This is a genomic window from Frigoribacterium sp. 2355, from assembly GCF_054060695.1.
Map to the genome: position 1 here is coordinate 209,927 of NZ_JBSSDL010000006.1, position 15,026 is coordinate 224,952.

Annotated in this window: 13 protein-coding genes and 2 pseudogenes; 9 read left to right on the plus strand and 6 right to left on the minus strand. The window is 73.6% G+C overall.

The window, feature by feature from the left end:
- Window positions 1-2 precede the first annotated feature (2 nt).
- The 4 genes from ACVJ1F_RS09840 to ACVJ1F_RS09855 all read left to right on the plus strand — a co-directional run bounded on the left by ACVJ1F_RS09840 (window position 3) and on the right by ACVJ1F_RS09855 (window position 5,072).
- The gene (locus ACVJ1F_RS09840; RefSeq protein ID WP_456885851.1) at window positions 3-1,724 is read left to right on the plus strand and encodes a beta-N-acetylhexosaminidase; all 1,722 of its coding nucleotides are present in this window, start codon (window positions 3-5) and stop codon (window positions 1,722-1,724) included.
- 22 nt (window positions 1,725-1,746) lie between these two features.
- Window positions 1,747-2,532 carry a glucosamine-6-phosphate deaminase gene (gene nagB / locus ACVJ1F_RS09845; protein ID WP_056043373.1) on the plus strand — a complete coding sequence of 262 codons (786 nt, stop codon included), beginning with the start codon at window positions 1,747-1,749 and terminating at the stop codon, window positions 2,530-2,532.
- Between the two features lie 70 nt (window positions 2,533-2,602).
- The gene (locus tag ACVJ1F_RS09850; RefSeq protein WP_456885853.1) at window positions 2,603-4,297 is read left to right on the plus strand and encodes an N-acyl-D-amino-acid deacylase family protein; all 1,695 of its coding nucleotides are present in this window, start codon (window positions 2,603-2,605) and stop codon (window positions 4,295-4,297) included.
- Between the two features lie 148 nt (window positions 4,298-4,445).
- Window positions 4,446-5,072 (plus strand): NAD(P)-dependent oxidoreductase, encoded by a 627-nt coding sequence (locus ACVJ1F_RS09855; protein ID WP_456885855.1) that lies wholly within the window; start codon window positions 4,446-4,448, stop codon window positions 5,070-5,072.
- Between the two features lie 174 nt (window positions 5,073-5,246).
- On the opposite strand, the gene ACVJ1F_RS09860 is transcribed toward ACVJ1F_RS09855, so the two are convergent.
- Window positions 5,247-5,651, minus strand: a complete 405-nt coding sequence (locus ACVJ1F_RS09860; protein ID WP_056043363.1) for a RidA family protein — start codon at window positions 5,649-5,651, stop codon at window positions 5,247-5,249.
- Window positions 5,652-5,801: 150 nt separating this feature from the next.
- Here ACVJ1F_RS09860 and ACVJ1F_RS09865 point away from each other — a divergent pair, with 150 nt between their 5' ends.
- Complete coding sequence (locus ACVJ1F_RS09865; protein WP_456885858.1) at window positions 5,802-7,277, plus strand: alanine racemase; 1,476 nt, start codon at window positions 5,802-5,804, stop codon at window positions 7,275-7,277.
- Window positions 7,278-7,368: 91 nt separating this feature from the next.
- Here ACVJ1F_RS09865 and ACVJ1F_RS09870 read toward each other — a convergent pair whose 3' ends face one another.
- Window positions 7,369-8,250: a hypothetical protein gene (locus tag ACVJ1F_RS09870; protein WP_456885860.1), complete on the minus strand. Its 882-nt coding sequence runs from the start codon at window positions 8,248-8,250 to the stop codon at window positions 7,369-7,371.
- A gap of 102 nt (window positions 8,251-8,352) precedes the next feature.
- Window positions 8,353-9,864, minus strand: a complete 1,512-nt coding sequence (locus ACVJ1F_RS09875) for a hypothetical protein (protein ID WP_456885861.1) — start codon at window positions 9,862-9,864, stop codon at window positions 8,353-8,355.
- Window positions 9,865-10,035: 171 nt separating this feature from the next.
- Between ACVJ1F_RS09875 and ACVJ1F_RS09880 the strand changes: the two genes are divergently transcribed.
- Window positions 10,036-10,284 carry a DUF4287 domain-containing protein gene (locus ACVJ1F_RS09880; protein ID WP_277959935.1) on the plus strand — a complete coding sequence of 83 codons (249 nt, stop codon included), beginning with the start codon at window positions 10,036-10,038 and terminating at the stop codon, window positions 10,282-10,284.
- 45 nt (window positions 10,285-10,329) lie between these two features.
- On the opposite strand, the pseudogene ACVJ1F_RS09885 reads toward ACVJ1F_RS09880, so the two are convergent.
- A pseudogene (locus tag ACVJ1F_RS09885) lies at window positions 10,330-10,440 on the minus strand (DivIVA domain-containing protein); the annotation flags it as partial.
- 45 nt (window positions 10,441-10,485) lie between these two features.
- Window positions 10,486-10,716: pseudogene (locus ACVJ1F_RS09890) on the minus strand (DivIVA domain-containing protein); the annotation flags it as partial.
- Between ACVJ1F_RS09890 and ACVJ1F_RS09895 the strand changes: the two are divergent.
- The gene (locus tag ACVJ1F_RS09895) at window positions 10,672-11,202 is read left to right on the plus strand and encodes an SRPBCC family protein (protein ID WP_456885864.1); all 531 of its coding nucleotides are present in this window, start codon (window positions 10,672-10,674) and stop codon (window positions 11,200-11,202) included. The pseudogene ACVJ1F_RS09890 and the gene ACVJ1F_RS09895 overlap by 45 nt on opposite strands.
- Before the next feature lie 69 nt (window positions 11,203-11,271).
- On the opposite strand, the gene ACVJ1F_RS09900 is transcribed toward ACVJ1F_RS09895, so the two are convergent.
- Complete coding sequence (locus ACVJ1F_RS09900; protein WP_456885866.1) at window positions 11,272-12,213, minus strand: hypothetical protein; 942 nt, start codon at window positions 12,211-12,213, stop codon at window positions 11,272-11,274.
- A gap of 131 nt (window positions 12,214-12,344) precedes the next feature.
- On the opposite strand from ACVJ1F_RS09900, the gene ACVJ1F_RS09905 reads away from it, so the two are divergent.
- Window positions 12,345-13,013 carry a response regulator transcription factor gene (locus tag ACVJ1F_RS09905; protein ID WP_456885868.1) on the plus strand — a complete coding sequence of 223 codons (669 nt, stop codon included), beginning with the start codon at window positions 12,345-12,347 and terminating at the stop codon, window positions 13,011-13,013.
- A complete protein-coding gene (locus ACVJ1F_RS09910; RefSeq protein ID WP_456885870.1) occupies window positions 13,010-14,740 on the plus strand; it encodes a sensor histidine kinase in 1,731 nt (576 codons plus the stop codon). The genes ACVJ1F_RS09905 and ACVJ1F_RS09910 overlap by 4 nt, the downstream gene beginning before the upstream one ends.
- The last annotated feature ends 286 nt before the right edge of the window (window positions 14,741-15,026 follow it).

Sequence of the window (15,026 nt, forward strand, 5' to 3'; positions counted from 1 at the left end):
CCGTGACGACCGACTCCTCGACCCCCTCGACCACCATGCGGGCCGGCACCGCGACCCCCGAGACCGCACCGGTCGCGATCGTGCCGCGTCCTGCCCGGTTGACCCGCGCCTCCGGGGCGTTCCGGCTCGACTCCGCGACGCGCGTCTCGGCGCCCGACGAGTTGGCCGGCGTCGTCGCCTGGCTGCAGCAGGCGCTGCGCCCCGCGACCGGCCTGCCGCTCCGCGAGGGCAGCGCCGACGGGACCGGCATCTCGTTCGACCTGGACGCCTCGCTCGGTGCCGAGGCCTACCGGCTGGAGGCGCGACCCGCGGGGGTGCGCATCACCGGTGGCGACGCGGCCGGCGCGTTCCACGGGGCGCAGGTGCTGCGACAGCTGCTGCCCGCGGCCGCGTACCGGACGGCCCTCGTGCCCGGGGTCGACTGGGTCGTGCCCGCCGTCGACGTCGAGGACCGACCACGCTTCGGCTGGCGCGGCACGCACCTCGACGTCGCCCGGCACTTCCTGCCCAAGCGCGACGTCCTGCGGTTCGTCGACCTCATGGCCCTGCACCGGCTCAACACGCTGCACTGGCACCTCACCGAGGACCAGGGCTGGCGCATCGAGATCACGAAGTACCCGCGCCTGACCTCGGTCGGCGCGTGGCGGGGGTCGTCGCAGGTGGGGGCGGGGCCGGACGCGACCCAGGACGGCCGACCGCACGGCGGCTTCTACACGCAGGACGACATCCGCGAGGTGGTCGCCTACGCCGCGGCCCGCCACATCACGGTCGTGCCCGAGGTCGACGTGCCCGGCCACTCGATGGCGGCGATCACGGCGTACCCGCACCTCGGCGTCGGCGCCGTCGAGGTCGGCGGGACGCCCGTGGCGGCGCCCCGGCAGATCGCCGTGGGGACCCAGTGGGGCATCTTCGAGGACGTCCTCAACACCGAGCAGACGACCGTCGACTTCTACACCGACGTGCTCGACGAGGTGATGGAGCTCTTCCCGGGCACCTGGATCGGCATCGGCGGCGACGAGTGCCCCAAGGCGCAGTGGCGGGCCGACCCGCGCACGCAGGAGCTCATGCGGGACCGCGGCCTCGCCGACGAGGAGGAGCTGCAGGCGTGGTTCATCGGGCGGCTCGACGCGCACCTCACCGCGGCCGGGCGCCGCACCTTCGGGTGGGACGAGATCCTCGAGGGGAACGCCACGATGTCACCCGGCGCGACGGTCGCGTCGTGGCGGGGCATGACCGGCGCGATCACGGCGGCACGACGCGGCTACGACGTCGTGGCGTGTCCCGACGACCAGGTCTACCTCGACTACCGGCAGTCGGACGGGCCCGACGAGCCGATCCCGGTGTCGATCCCGCTCACCCTGGCCGACGTGTTCGCGTTCGAACCGGTGCCCGCGCAGCTCACCGAGGACGAGGCCCGTCACGTGCTCGGAGGCCAGGCCAACATCTGGACCGAGCACATGGACTCGCCCCGCACCGTCGACTTCTTCGCGTTCCCCCGGTTGTGCGCCGTCGCCGAGGCGCTGTGGACGACCGAACCGCGGGACTTCGACGACTTCTCCACACGGCTGGCCGTGCACCTCGGACGCCTCGACGCCCTCGGCGTCGAGTACCGGCGGGAGTCGGGGCCGCTACCGTGGCAGCAGCGTCCGGGCGTGCCCGGACGGCCGGCCTCACGCGAAGAACGCGAGGCGTACATCGCGTCGGTCGTGGCCAACATCGTCTGACGCCTCGGCAGCAAGGAGCCCCATGGAGATCGTCATCGTCCGCGACGCCGACGAGGTCGGCCGTGTCGCCGCCCTCAAGATCGCGTCCGTCGTCCAGCGCGACCCCGAGGCCGTGCTGGGCCTCGCGACCGGGTCGTCGCCCACCGGCATCTACGCGTCGCTCGCGGCCCGGGTCGCGGCGGGCGAGCTCGACTTCGGCCGCGCCTCCGGGTTCGCGCTCGACGAGTACGTCGGCATCCCGCTCGAGCACCCCGAGAGCTACGCCTCGGTGATCGAGCGCGACGTCGTCGTGCCCCTGGGCATGGACGCGTCGAAGGTCCACGTGCCCGACGGGCGGGCGTCCGACGTCGAGGCCGCGGTCGTCGAGTACGAGCGGGCCATCGCCGACGCGGGCGGCATCGACATCCAGATCCTCGGCATCGGGGCGAACGGGCACATCGGCTTCAACGAGCCCACCTCGTCCTTCGCGTCGCGCACCCGCATCAAGACGCTCGCCCCGCAGACCCGGGCCGACAACGCCCGGTTCTTCGACGACCCGTCGCAGGTGCCCACGCACTGCCTGACGCAGGGGCTCGGCACCATCCTCGACGCGCACGAGGTCGTGCTCGTGGCGCAGGGGTCGTCGAAGGCGTCGGCGGTCGCGGGCATGGTCGAGGGGCCGCTCGGCGCGATGTGCCCCGGCAGCGCGTTGCAGTTGCACCGGCACGCCACGATCGTCGTCGACGAAGCCGCGGCGTCGCTGCTGCAGCTGGCGGACTACTACCGCTACACCTACGCGAACAAGCCCGTGTGGCAGCGCTTCGAGTAGCGCACCCGTCCTGGCGACGACCGCGGTGCTCCCGTGACGGCGGCGGCGTCAGCGTGACGACGGCGTCCTAGTGGCGACGCTGGTGCTCGCGGGCGGGACGGTCTGGGACGGGTCCGGAGGCGCGGGTCGCGTCGCGGACGTCGTCGTGCGCGACGGCGTGGTCGCGGCCGTGGGGCCCGGGGCCGCGGCGTCCGTGGGCGACGGTCGCCGCGCCTGCTCGTCCGGGGTGCCGGCCGGGGTCGAGGTGGTCGACGCGAGCGGACTCGACGTGCTGCCGGGGTTCGTCGACGTGCACGCGCACGACGACGCCGCGTTGTTCCGCCCGGGAGGGGTCGCGCCCAAGACCGGGCAGGGCGTGACGACCACGATCGTCGGCAACTGCGGCCAGGGCGCCGCACCGTCGCCGTCCGACGCGCGGGACCGATCGCTCGAGGACTACTCGCGGCCGGTGCTCGGCGGGTTCCCTGCGCGACGATGGGCGACGTTCGCCGACTACGTGCGGACGCTGGCCGAGGGCGACGCCGACGGGACGTTCGGCCTGCACGCCGCGACCCTCGTCCCGCACGCCCCGCTGCGGGCGGGCGTGCTCGGCTTCGACCGCCGACCGGCCGACGGCGCCCAGCGGTCGCTCATCGCGGCGTCGGTGGGCGAGGCGCTCGACGCCGGGGCGCTCGGCGTCTCGCTCGGCCTCATGTACGCGCCCGGTGACGCCGCCGACCGGCCCGAACTCGTCGCGCTGGCCCGGGAGTGCGCGGTGCGGGGCAAGCTGCTGGTCGCCCACGTCCGCAACGAGGCCGACGGACTCCGCGACTCGATCGACGAGCTGGCGTCGCTGGGGCGCGAGACCAGGGCCGCCGTCCACGTCAGCCACCTCAAGGTGACCGGGCCGCGGAACGTCGGCGGCATGCCCGCGATCGTCGAGCACCTCGACGCCCTGCGCGACGACGGTGTCGACGTCAGCGCCGACGTCTACCCCTACGACGCGGGCAGCACGACGGTCGCGTCGCTGTTCCCGCCGGCCACGGCCGACCACGGGGTCGAGAGCCTGCTCGAGGCGCTCCGACCCGGCACGCGCTCGCGGCGGCAGGTGCTCGACGGGTTGCTCGAACCCTGGGCCGGCTCGACGCTCGAGAACCAGTACGCCGCGATCGGCCCCGAGCGGATCTCGGTGGCGGGGTTCACGCGACCCGAGCACACGGGCTTCGAGGGGCGGCCGCTCGCCGAGATCGCCGAGGCGGTCGGTGCCGATCCGCGCGAGGTGCTCGCCGACCTCGTCCTCGCCGAACGGGGCGCCTTGACCGTCATCGTGTTCCACACCGACCTCGAGGGCATGCGGACGGCCCTGGCGTGGCCGCACACCCTGGTCGGCTCGGACGGGCTGCCGCGCGAGACCGGCACCGTGCATCCCCGCCTGTACGGGACGTTCTCGCGCGTGCTCGACGAGTACGCCGGGTCGGGGCCGCAGGCCGTGTTGTCGCGGGGCGAGGCGATCGCGCGCATGTCGACCCGCGCCTCCTCGAGGTTCGGGCTGGGGGGCACGGGTGCCCGCGCGGGCGGGGGCGCGGGCGGCATCGCCGGCGGCGGCGGGGTCGGCGCTGTGGGTGGTGGCCGGGCAGGAGGCGCGCTCGGCATCGCCGCCGGGGCCGTCGCCGACCTCCAGCTGGTCGACCCCGGGGCGTACGCCGACCGGGCCACCTACGCGACGCCCCGCCTCGGCCCCTCGGGGCTGGTCGGTCTCTGGGCCGCGGGCCGTCGCCTCCGCTGAGCGTGCCTCTGGTGACCCCGACTCGGCCGACCTGCATCGGCTGACCCGACCCACCCTGTTCCGACCCGACCTGCCCCGACCCTGCGCAAGCGTTCTCGGCCCGCTCTTGGTCGGACGGTGTTCGCTTCGATGAACGACAGGAGGCGCGATGAAGGTTCTGGTGTTGGGAGCGACCGGGGGCACGGGCTCCCACATCCTGCGGGTCGCCCTGTCGGCGGGGCACGACGTGACGGTGCTCGTTCGCGACGCCTCGTCCCTCGACGTGACGGAGGGCGTCCGGGTGCTCACCGGGGACGCGACCTCGGCCGAGGACGTCCGTGCCGCCGTCGCCGGCCAGGACGCCGTGCTGAACGCGATCGGCTCGCGGAACATGCGGCACCCGGTCGAGGTCGAGGTCGGGCGGGCCCTGCTGTCGGCGATGCACGACGCTGGCGTCGACCGACTCGTCGTCTGTTCGGCGTTCGGCGTCGGCGAGAGTCAGACCGACGCGAACACCTTCCAGAAGATGTTCTTCCACACCGTGCTCGGCAAGGTCTACGCCGCCAAGGACGTCGCCGACGCCGAGGTGCGCGAGAGCGGACTCGACTGGACGCTCGTCTACCCGACGCGCCTCACCGACGACCCGGCGACCGGGTCGCTCGCCACGGGGGAGCGGTTGCCCCAGGGGGCAGGCAACCACGTGACCCGTGCCGACGTGGCGCGTTTCATGCTCGCCCAGCTGACCGACGCGACGTGGTCACGGAAGATCGTGGTCGTGACGGGCGCGACCGACTGACCTGCGCCTCCTGCGGTGGTGCCGCCTGGTCGCCGCACGACCCCGAACACGGGCGTGTCCGGGGTGGGCGGGCGATCGTGCCGACCCGGAAAGTACGAACTCACCCGCTGTCGACGAGCGGCAGGGCGGCAGAGCCGCAAGCCGCAGGCCGCAGGCCCGGAGAGCCGCAGCGCGTCAGCTGAGGATGGCGAGCGCGTCGATCTCGACGAGCATGGCCTCGTTCGGCAGCTCGACGAAGACCGTCGTGCGGGTGGGGAACACCCCGCTCGGGACGTTCTGCAGCAGGTAGGTCTCGTACGCGGCGTTCATCTCGGCGAAGTCGTCGCGCGTGGTGAGGAACACGCGCAGCGACACGACGTCGTCGAACGTCCCGCCGGCGCCCTCGACGATCGCCTTGACGTTGTCGAGCGTGCGGACGGTCTGCGACGTCAGGTCGCCGGGGTGCAGGTACTCGCTCGTGGCGGGGTCTTGCGGACCCTGGCCCGACACGCTGAGGAACCCGTTCTTGAGCACGCCCTGCGAGAAGGTCGAGATGGGGGTGGGGGCGCCGCCGGTGCGGACTTCGGTCTTCTCGCTCACAGGTCTGCTCTTCTCTGGTGGATGGTCGGTGGGCCCGACGTGAGGTGTCGCCCGTCGGGGGTGGCTGCAAAACTACCGTCAGGTACCGACACACGGCCTGACCGCAGCACCACTCCGCCCACCCCCGAACCGCACCCGTCGGAAGGCACCATGACCACGTCGTCCTCGACCCCGTCCGCCCCCGTCCCCACCAAGGTGGGCTTCGGCCGCGAGCCCCGGCCGGTCCCGCTGATCGACCTCGCGACCCCGTTGCTCACGATCGACCTCGACGCCCTCACCCACAACGTCGAGACCATGGCCGCCTGGTGTCGCGAGGCCGGGGTCGACCTGGCGCCGCACGGCAAGACGACGATGGCACCCGAGATCTGGCGCCGGCAGCTCGAGGCCGGCGCGTGGGGCATCACGCTCGCGACGGCGTTCCAGGTCGCCGTCGCGCGCGAGGCCGGGGTGCCGAACGTCGTCCTGGCGGGCACCGCGTTCGCGCCCGCGACCCTTGCGGCGCTCGCCGCGCCCGGCGTCGACGTGCTCATGTGGGTCGACTCGGTCGAGACGGTGCGCCTCGTCGACGCCGCCCTGGCGCGGGCCGAGGGCGAGCGTCCGCTCGCCGTGCTGGTCGAGTTCGGGTCGCCGCTCGGCCGGACCGGCGCGCGGTCCGTGCGCGAGGCGCTGCTCGTCGCCGAGGCCGTGGCGGCGGCACCGCACCTCGTCCTGGCCGGGGTGGCCGGGTACGAGGGCGCCCTCACGCACGACGTCGACGCGGCCGGCATCGCCGTGGTCGACGACTACCTGCGGGGGCTCCTCGAGGTGCTCGACGGCATCGGTGCGCCGGCCTTCGACCCGTGGCTGTCGTCCGGTCACGACGTGGTGGTGACCGCCGGCGGCAGCGTCTACTTCGACCGGGTCGTCGCCGTGCTCGGCGACCGGCACGACCCCTCGGGGTTGCAGGGGCCGCGCACGCGCGTCGTGCTGCGGTCGGGTTCGTACGTCGCCCACGACCACGACCTCTATCGCCGGCTGACCCCGTTCGCCCGCGACACGATGCCGTCGACCCGCCACGCCGTGCCGTCGACCGCAGGAGGCGCGGCCGGCGTCGACGCCGACGTCACGGTCGTCGTCGGCGACGGTTCGGCGGGGTCGCAGGCCGACCGCGAGATGGGCGGGCCGACCGACGGCGAACTCACCGGGTTCGACGGCGCGGCCGAGGGGTTCGACGCCGAACAGGCCGAGGGGTCGACGGCCGAGCCCTCTTTCCTGCCGACCCTCGAGCTCTGGGCGTCCGTGGTGTCCCGTCCCGAGCCCGGGCTCGCCCTGCTCAACGTCGGACGGCGCGACACGTCGGACGACGAGGGGTTCCCGGTGCCGCTCGAGGCGTGGCGTCCGCAGGCGGCCGACCGGCGCCTCCCGGGGGTGCTCGACGGGTCGCACGTGTCGGCCCTCAACGACCAGCACGCCTTCCTGCGACTCGACCCGGCGTCCGGGCTGCGGGTCGGCGACCTGGTACGGCTCGGCGTCTCGCACCCCTGCACCACGATCGACAAGTGGAACGAGATCGCCACGGTGCGGGGCTCGGCCGACCGCCGCGGTGTGCCACCCGTCGTCGAGGGCAGCATCACCACGCGGTTCTGACGGAGCCTGCTGTTCTGACGGAGCCTGCTGTGCTGACCGGTGCCGACGCTTTCGAGCGGCCGACGCCCTGGCGGCCGGTGCGGCCGGCGCCCTACGAGCCCGAGCCCTCGTCGGTGCCGGGGGTGGGCGTCGGCGCGTCCGTGGGAGGGGTGGGCGCGTCGGTCGGCGGGGTGGGGCGGTCGGAGTAGTCCTCGGTGTCGCCGGAGTCCGTCTTCGGGCCGCCCTTCTCGCCGGGGCCGTGGCCCGGGCCACCCTGCGGTCCGCCAGCCATCGGGCCACCGGCGGCGGGGCCGCCCTCCGGTGCCTCGGGCAGGGCCTTCCCGTCGGGGCCGGTGCCGGGGGTCGGCATGGCCTTCCCGTCGGGCCCGGTGCCGGGGGTCGGCAGGGCTTCGCCGTCGGGGCCGACGCCCGGGGTCGGCAGGGCCTCGCCGTCGGGCCCGGTGCCCTCGGCCGGAGTGCTCTCGTCCGAGTCGCCGCCCGCAGCAGGCGGGGTCGGCGCGTCGGTGGGTGCACCGGTGGCGTCGTCGGAGCCTCGTTCTCCCGGCCCCTGGCGTGAGCCGTCGGCCTGGTCCGTCGCGTCGTCCCGTCCCGGCGTCGCGCTCGAGGAGGCGCTGGTCGAGCTCCCGGCGTTCGACACCGCGACGGCGGTGCTGGTCCCGACCAGGGCGAGGCCGGCCGCCGCGATGCCGATGCCGACGAGCAGGCCCTTCCTCGGGCGCCGTCGCGGGGTCGACTCGGCTCGGAACGCGCTGCCGTCCGTGGGTAGTTCGCGGGTGCGCTGGTCGTCCGCGACGATCGGGGTGGTCGGGGCCGTGGGCTGGCCCGACGGCCGGGTCGGCAGCTCGGTCGTCGCCCGGGCGTCCTGGTCCTCGTCTTCCCGACGCAGTCGCTCGGCCCGCGCATCGTCCTGCGTGGGGGTGTTCTCGTCGCGACGGTCGTCGTCGCGGCCGTCGGGGGTGGTGTCCTTCGCCATGGTGTCTCCAGATGTCGGGTGCCGGGCGAGCCGCGGTGCGGCTGGCGGTCGGGGCGTTCCCTCCGGCAGACACCACTCTCGGAACCGAATCTGAAGCGGGGCTTAAGTGCGGGCGGTGGCTTCCACAGACCCCGGCGATGCAGCTGGCACGCGTCGAAGTCGCTCTGGAGCGAGCCGCTCGACGGCCGCGACCGTCGCGGCGACCAACGATTCACCCCGGAACCAACCATCCCGCTCGATCCGCAACCGCCGGCCGTCACCCATCACCAGGACGACTTCCTCGTCTGAGGCGACGGCGACGGCGACATCGCCCAGGCCGACGGCCCAACCGCGGTCGCCGGACCTCACGACCAAGCGGTCGTCGACGATGCCTACCCGGTCCGACGCCAGAATCGGTACGACCGAATTGCGCCACGTCCGGTGCCCTCGCATGGCCCGCGTCGCCTCAGATGCTCGCAGCTCGATCGAGGGTGTCAGATCGTCGAAGGGCATGCCGAGCGCCCTCGCGAACTCCTCGGGGTCACCGAGGTCCGTGTCTTCGTCGACCATCACGACCGCCGTTGCCAGGGCCGACGACCACGCTGTTCGGAGGTCTTCGCCGTCGACATGTGATGCCTCGGAGAGATCGACCGCCGCGTCGGTCGCGGGGTCGCCGAGCAAGAGGGAACGAACGGCGTCCCGGGCGTCCAGCTCGACCCGGGCGTCTTCGTCGGCCATCGTCAACGTGGCTGAGAGTCGAGCGCGGTCGATCGCGATCGAGGAGAACCCCTCATGGCCGAGGCGTCGCGCCAAGCCGACCAGGGCCACGGCGGCTTCGCGGGCACGATCCGTACCGGCACCGACGACGACGTCCAGTTGGACGGTGTCGGCGTCGATGCGTTCGGTCATGACCTCGACCTGATAAGCCAGGCCTCGGTCGTGGCGCAGCTGCAGGAAGAACTCCAGCTCAGCGGCATGGCCGAGTGAGGGGGCCATCGTGACCGGCACGACGAGCGAGAGCGCCGCCCCACCGAGGGAGGTGGGTACAGCGACTGGGGTCTCGATGCTCGTTGGCGCGACGGGCCGGCGTCGGCGATCCGACGGCGGGCCCGGGAGCTCGAGTCCGGGCTCGGCGTCGTCGTCCCAGGGGCCGGTCAGAACGACGGCGGCGTGGTCGCCGGTGAACCACCGCCGGACCCAGCTCACGACGTCGTCCCTCGTGAGGGTGGGCAGGGTTGAGCAGCCGGCACCGTACATGCCTGCGCCGCTGAAACCCCATCTGATGGTCGACAGTGAAGGAATCGTCTCGTGGAATCTCAAGGGGTCTTCACGCTCGACGATGGAGAGTTCCAGAGCGACCTCGTCGTCGGTCAGCTGATCGACCTCGGCGATCGCGGCGCTGATGCGTCGAGCGAAGTCGAGGCAGCCTGAGGCCGTGCCCGTCGTGCTGAAGACCACCGTCGACAGGCCTGTCTCGCCGTCCTTGAACGTGGCGTCGCTACCGGCGAGACGGATGAGTAGATGCTCGGCGAGGTGGGTGATCCCCGCCAGGTACGGAGGTTCGTCACGCTGACCGACCGCAAGGACGAGATCGATCTGATGTGGTCCTCGGCGGCGCGCGCGGATGACGGGCACGGGGAGGCGGCGGACGGGGAGTGTCCCGTCGGCGGGGGACGAGGGCGCAGCAGGGTCAGACACGGGCACCGACCTAGAGTGCCAGGGGCGTCCTGCTCGGCGACATGCCCCGTTCGGGAAGGTCGTGGACGTCGATCGCGATACGCCGCCACACACTGCTACCGTCACGGCATGTCCGAGCGACGCGTCCTGGCACCCGAACCGCCCGCCGACGGCCAGACCGTCAAAGGGCCGGCGTCGTACTTCCCGAGCATCGAGCGCACCTACGGGCGGCCGGTCCAGGAGTGGCTCGACCTGGTCGACGAGCGTCTCGACGAGCACGCGCACATGCAGGTGGTGTCGTGGCTCAAATCCGAACACGGCCTGGGCCACGGGCACGCCAACGCGATCGTCGCGTACGTGCGCCACGCCCGCGGCTGACGCGTCATCGGGACGCGGTCAGCGACCCCCGGCCGACTGGCGTCCCCTGAGCTCGACGACGACCTGGTCCAGGAAGTCGTCGACCTCGTCCTGGTCGTAGCCTTCCCTGAACCTCGTCGGTCGGAACCGGGCGGCCACGACGTCGACGTCCGCCAGGAGGCCGACGGTGGTCCCCTGCTCGTAGGCCGCGAGGGTGGCCCGGATGCGCTCGAGGAACGGGTCCACGTCCTCCATCGCGTAGCCGTCGCGGAAGCGGGTCGGGGTGAATCTCTTCTCGGTCACGTCTCGTGCGAGCACGTCGCTCCTCGGGGTCGGGTGTCGACAGGTCTGTCCTGATCTTTCCACGCCGGTGATCGCCCGGACGTCCGGAGGTGCGACGATGAGCCCATGCCCGTCGTCGAGTCCCGGTGTGTCGTTCCTGTCGACCTCCACGTCGCCTTCGCGGTGTCGCAGACCCAGGGGGAGGCGCGCAAGCGGTGGGACCCCTTCATCCGACGGCAGTACCTGGTGGGCGGGGCGACCCGGGCCGCCAAGGGGGTCCGGACGTTCACCGTGCAGCGTTTCGGGTTCCGGATGGAGAGCGAGTACGTCTCGTACAACCCACCGACGAACGTCGGCATGAAGATGACGAAGGGGTCGTGGTTCTTCGCGCGCATGGGCGGGGGATGGCGGTTCAGCGAGGTCGACGGCGACCCGAGCTCGACCGAGGCCGTCTGGCGCTACAACTTCTCGTGCAAGCCGGCGTGGCTGGCGCCCGTGGCCGAGCGCATCGGCGCCGTCCTCCTGCAGCGCGACATCGACCGACGCATCCGCGGTTTCGCCCGGGGCTGCGTCGACCCGTTCGTCCTCGCCCACCTCGACCCCGACCTCGGCAGCGCCGGTGACCCGGCCCGCACCGTGCCTCCGGCCCTTCCGTAGAACCCGGTCACCGACGGTCCAGCGGCGCCTCCCCGCATCGATCCGTCTCGGTGGTTCGGCACGGACGAGTCAGGTGTCGGTGGGACCGAATGCCGGTGCCGGGTCGGACTCGTGCGCGTGCCGCAGGACGTCGCGAAGGCGTCGCGTCAGCTCGCCGCCTGCAAGGCGCGCCTCGCGCCCGTCTTCACCGCCACCCTCGCCGCTGCCGCCGAGTCGGTGGACGGCGGCGAGGTCGAGGTCGATGAGCCCCTCGACCACTTCCTGGAGCGAGTTGGTCACGGCCTGGAGCTGGTCGAAGGGCACGACGAACCACGGATCGCGTCGGGCACCGACCTGGGCGTCCTGCCCGAGGGCCCAGGCCGTCCAGCCGATCCGGCGTGCTCCGACACCAGAGGCCCGAATCGGGTCGAACCGCGGACCCGGCGCGTCGCGAGCGGCGCGGGCTGCGCGACGCGACCACGCGAGGGCCTCGTCGTGCGAGAAGCCGGAGTCCCACGGTGAGGCGAGGGCGTAGTCGGCGGCGGAGTTCAGGACAGCCGACATCATCAGCAGGTCCTGGGTCGAGAGGGCGATGACGATCTCCCTCGACCCTCCGATGGGCCCTTCGCCTCGATCGTCGGCGAGCAGGAGTTCGAGGGCGCCGTCGGCATCGACGCGTCGCAGTACGGGGATGCTGCGCGGTCGCCAGATGAGAGGGAGCCAGTCCGTGTCGCTTGCGACGGTCTCTCGTGGAGGGATCGGAGGCTGCCGCCGCTGGAACGGCCACCAGCCCGGGGAACTCGGACGGGTCGGGAGGGTCGGGGCACCAGAGGGCGGCCCCTCACGCTCGGCGATGACGAGGAGGAACAACCACAGGGCGACCAGGAAGAGCCCGAACGCCGCCAACCCCACGGTCAGGTAGGCCGACGGCCACCGGGCCGAGATCGGCCCTCCGAGCCAGAACGCGAGCAGCGACAGCCCCAGCAGGACGCCGCCCGCGACGAGTTGCCGTCGTCGGCGCTGTCTCCCCATGCGCCGACCTTAGCGGCAGGCCGAGCCCGTCGGCGGTCCACCCCTGGTGGCAGTCCGTGCCCACGCGACCCACACCGCACCCCCAGCCCGTCCATAGCCTCCGCCCACCGACCGGCCCTACCGTTCGGAGGATGCTCAGCCCCGCCCGCGTCCTCGTGATCGACGACGACGAGACCATCCGCACCGCCGTCGTCACCGCACTGGGCGCCGAGGGCTTCGCCGTGCACGGTCTCGCGGACGGCTCCGACCTGTCCGAACAGCTGAAGGCGTTCGTGCCCGACCTCGTCGTGGTCGACTGGATGCTGCCCGGGGCGAGCGGCATCCGGCTCGCGAGCACGATCCGCACCTCGTCCGACGCGGCGGTCGTCATGCTGACCGCCCGCGACGAGGTCGACGACCGGCTGCGCGGTTTCTCCGAGGGCGTCGACGACTACGTGGTCAAGCCCTTCGCCGTCGCCGAACTGATCGCGCGCGTCACGGCCGTCCTCCGCCGCCGCGGCCGCATCCCGTCGGTGATCGAGATCGGCGACCTCGTGCTCGACCCCGAGGCGGCCCGCATCACGCGCGGCGGCGAACCGCTCGACCTCACCGCGACCGAGTTCCGCCTGCTCGGCTTCCTCGCCGAGAGCCGCGGACGCACCGTCTCGAAGACTCAGATCCTCACCCAGGTCTGGGGCTACGACGACTACGACCCCAACCTCGTCGAGGTGCACCTCAGCGCCCTGCGCCGCAAGATGGAGACCCGCGGCCCCCGCCTGATCCACACCGTCCGCGGCCTCGGCTACCGGATGAGCGCGTGAGGCGCCCCGGCCGTCCCGCCGCGCTCTCGACGGGACACCACCCCCGAGGAGGCGCGGTGCCGGCCCCCGAGGACGCCGCCCCCGGGCTGCGCACCGGTTCGTTGCGCGTCCGCACGGTCGTCGCCGTGCTGCTGCTGCTGGCCGTCCTGCTGGCGGCGCTCGCCGTGACGGTCGAGCTCACGCTCGGCCAGCGGCTCCGCGCCCAGGTCGTCGACCGGCTGTCGGACCGCGCCGCGGCCGCCGCGGCCCTGGTCGGCACGGTGGACGGCGACGAGCTCGCCGACCGGCTCTCGGCCCAGGGGCTCTCGGTCGTCATCCGCGACGCCGACGGCGACGCCATCGTCGCCGGCCCGAGCCCCGACCAGCTGCGCGAGGGCCCGCCCTCGCTCGGCGACGGCCCCGGACGCGGCGGCCCGGCCTCGGGGCTCGACGACGGACCAGGAGGCGCGGGCGCCGGCAGCCCGGACGGCACCGGCAACGGTACCGATGAGGCCGGCACCGACTCCCCGGGCGGCACCGACGCCGGGGACGCGACCGGCACCTCCTCGTCCGACGCGGTCACGGTCACCTCGTCCGAGGTGCGGAGCGACGACGAGGTGACCACGCTCGTCTCGCAGCTCAGCGACGGGTCGACGATCACCCTGACCACGGACTCGCGGTCGGTGGGCGAGACCCTGGTGCAGCTGCGCTGGGTGATGATCGGCGCCTCCGTGGCGTTCCTGCTGATCGCGGCGATCGGCCTCGCCCTCGTGGTGCGGGCCACCCTGCGGCCGCTCGACCGGATGACCGGCGTCGCCCGGTCGATCGCACACGGCGACCGGGGACGACGCCTGCGGCCGGCCCGCCGCGACACCGAGATCGGCCGGGTCGCCGTCGCCTTCGACGAGATGCTCGACGGCGTCGAAGGGGCCGAGCGGGCCGCGCTCGACGCCGAGACGCGGGTGCGCGCGTTCGTGTCGGACGCCGCCCACGAACTGCGCACCCCCGTCGCCGGGATGCGCGCCGCGGCCGACACCCTCGTGCGGTCGCCCGGCACGGCCGACGAACGCGAGCGGCTGGCGACGCACGTGGTGCGCGAGGCCGAGCGCGCCTCCCGGTTGATCGACGACATGCTGCTGATGGCCCGCGTCGACCAGGGCATCTCGCTGGACGTCGCACCCGTCGACCTCGGGGCGTCATTGCTCGCCGACGTCGAGCGTCAGCGGCTGCGACGGCCGTCGCTCGACCTGCGCGTCCTACTGCCCGACGGCCCGGTCGTGGTGGCGGCCGACGCGGGTCGGGTCTCGCAGATCGTCGGCAACCTGGTCGACAACGCCGCTCGGGCGACGGGGGGCTCGGGGCGGGTGACGATCTGGCTCGACGCGTCGCGTGCCGACGAGGTCGCGGTGCTCGTGTCCGACGACGGCCCGGGCGTGCCCGAGCGCGACCGCGAGCGGGTGTTCGACCGGCTGGTGCGGCTGGACGAGGCCCGACGGTCCGGGGACGGAGGCGCGGGCCTGGGGCTGCCCATCGCCCGCGGCCTCGCGCGCGCCCACGGCGGCGACCTGGTCTGCGAGCCTCCCGGGGTCGGCCGGCCCGGCGCGGTGTTCCGGTTGACGCTGCCCGTCGCCGTGCGTGCTGTCCGGGCCGGAGCGGAGGCGGCTGCGGCGTCTGCGGCGGCTGCGGCGGCTGGCGCCCCGACGGCCGCAGCCGCGCCCGCGCCCGCGCTGCGTCGCACCGCCCACTGAACGTCGCACCGCCCACATCGGCGGTGCGACGTTCAGCCAGCGGTGCGACGGCGGGCCGGTGGCCCGGCTCGGTGGCCCCGTGGCCCGGCCCGGTGGCCCGGCCCGGGGCCGAGGTCGCACCACGCCCGGGTCGTGGAACCACGCCCCCGGGTGGTTCGACGACGCGACGGTGGTGCGACGTCGAGCTGGCGGTGCGTCGGCGGGTCGGTGGCCGGGCCCGGGGCCGAGGTCGCACCACGCCCGGGTCGTGGAACCACGCCCCCGGGTGGATCGACGACGCGACGGT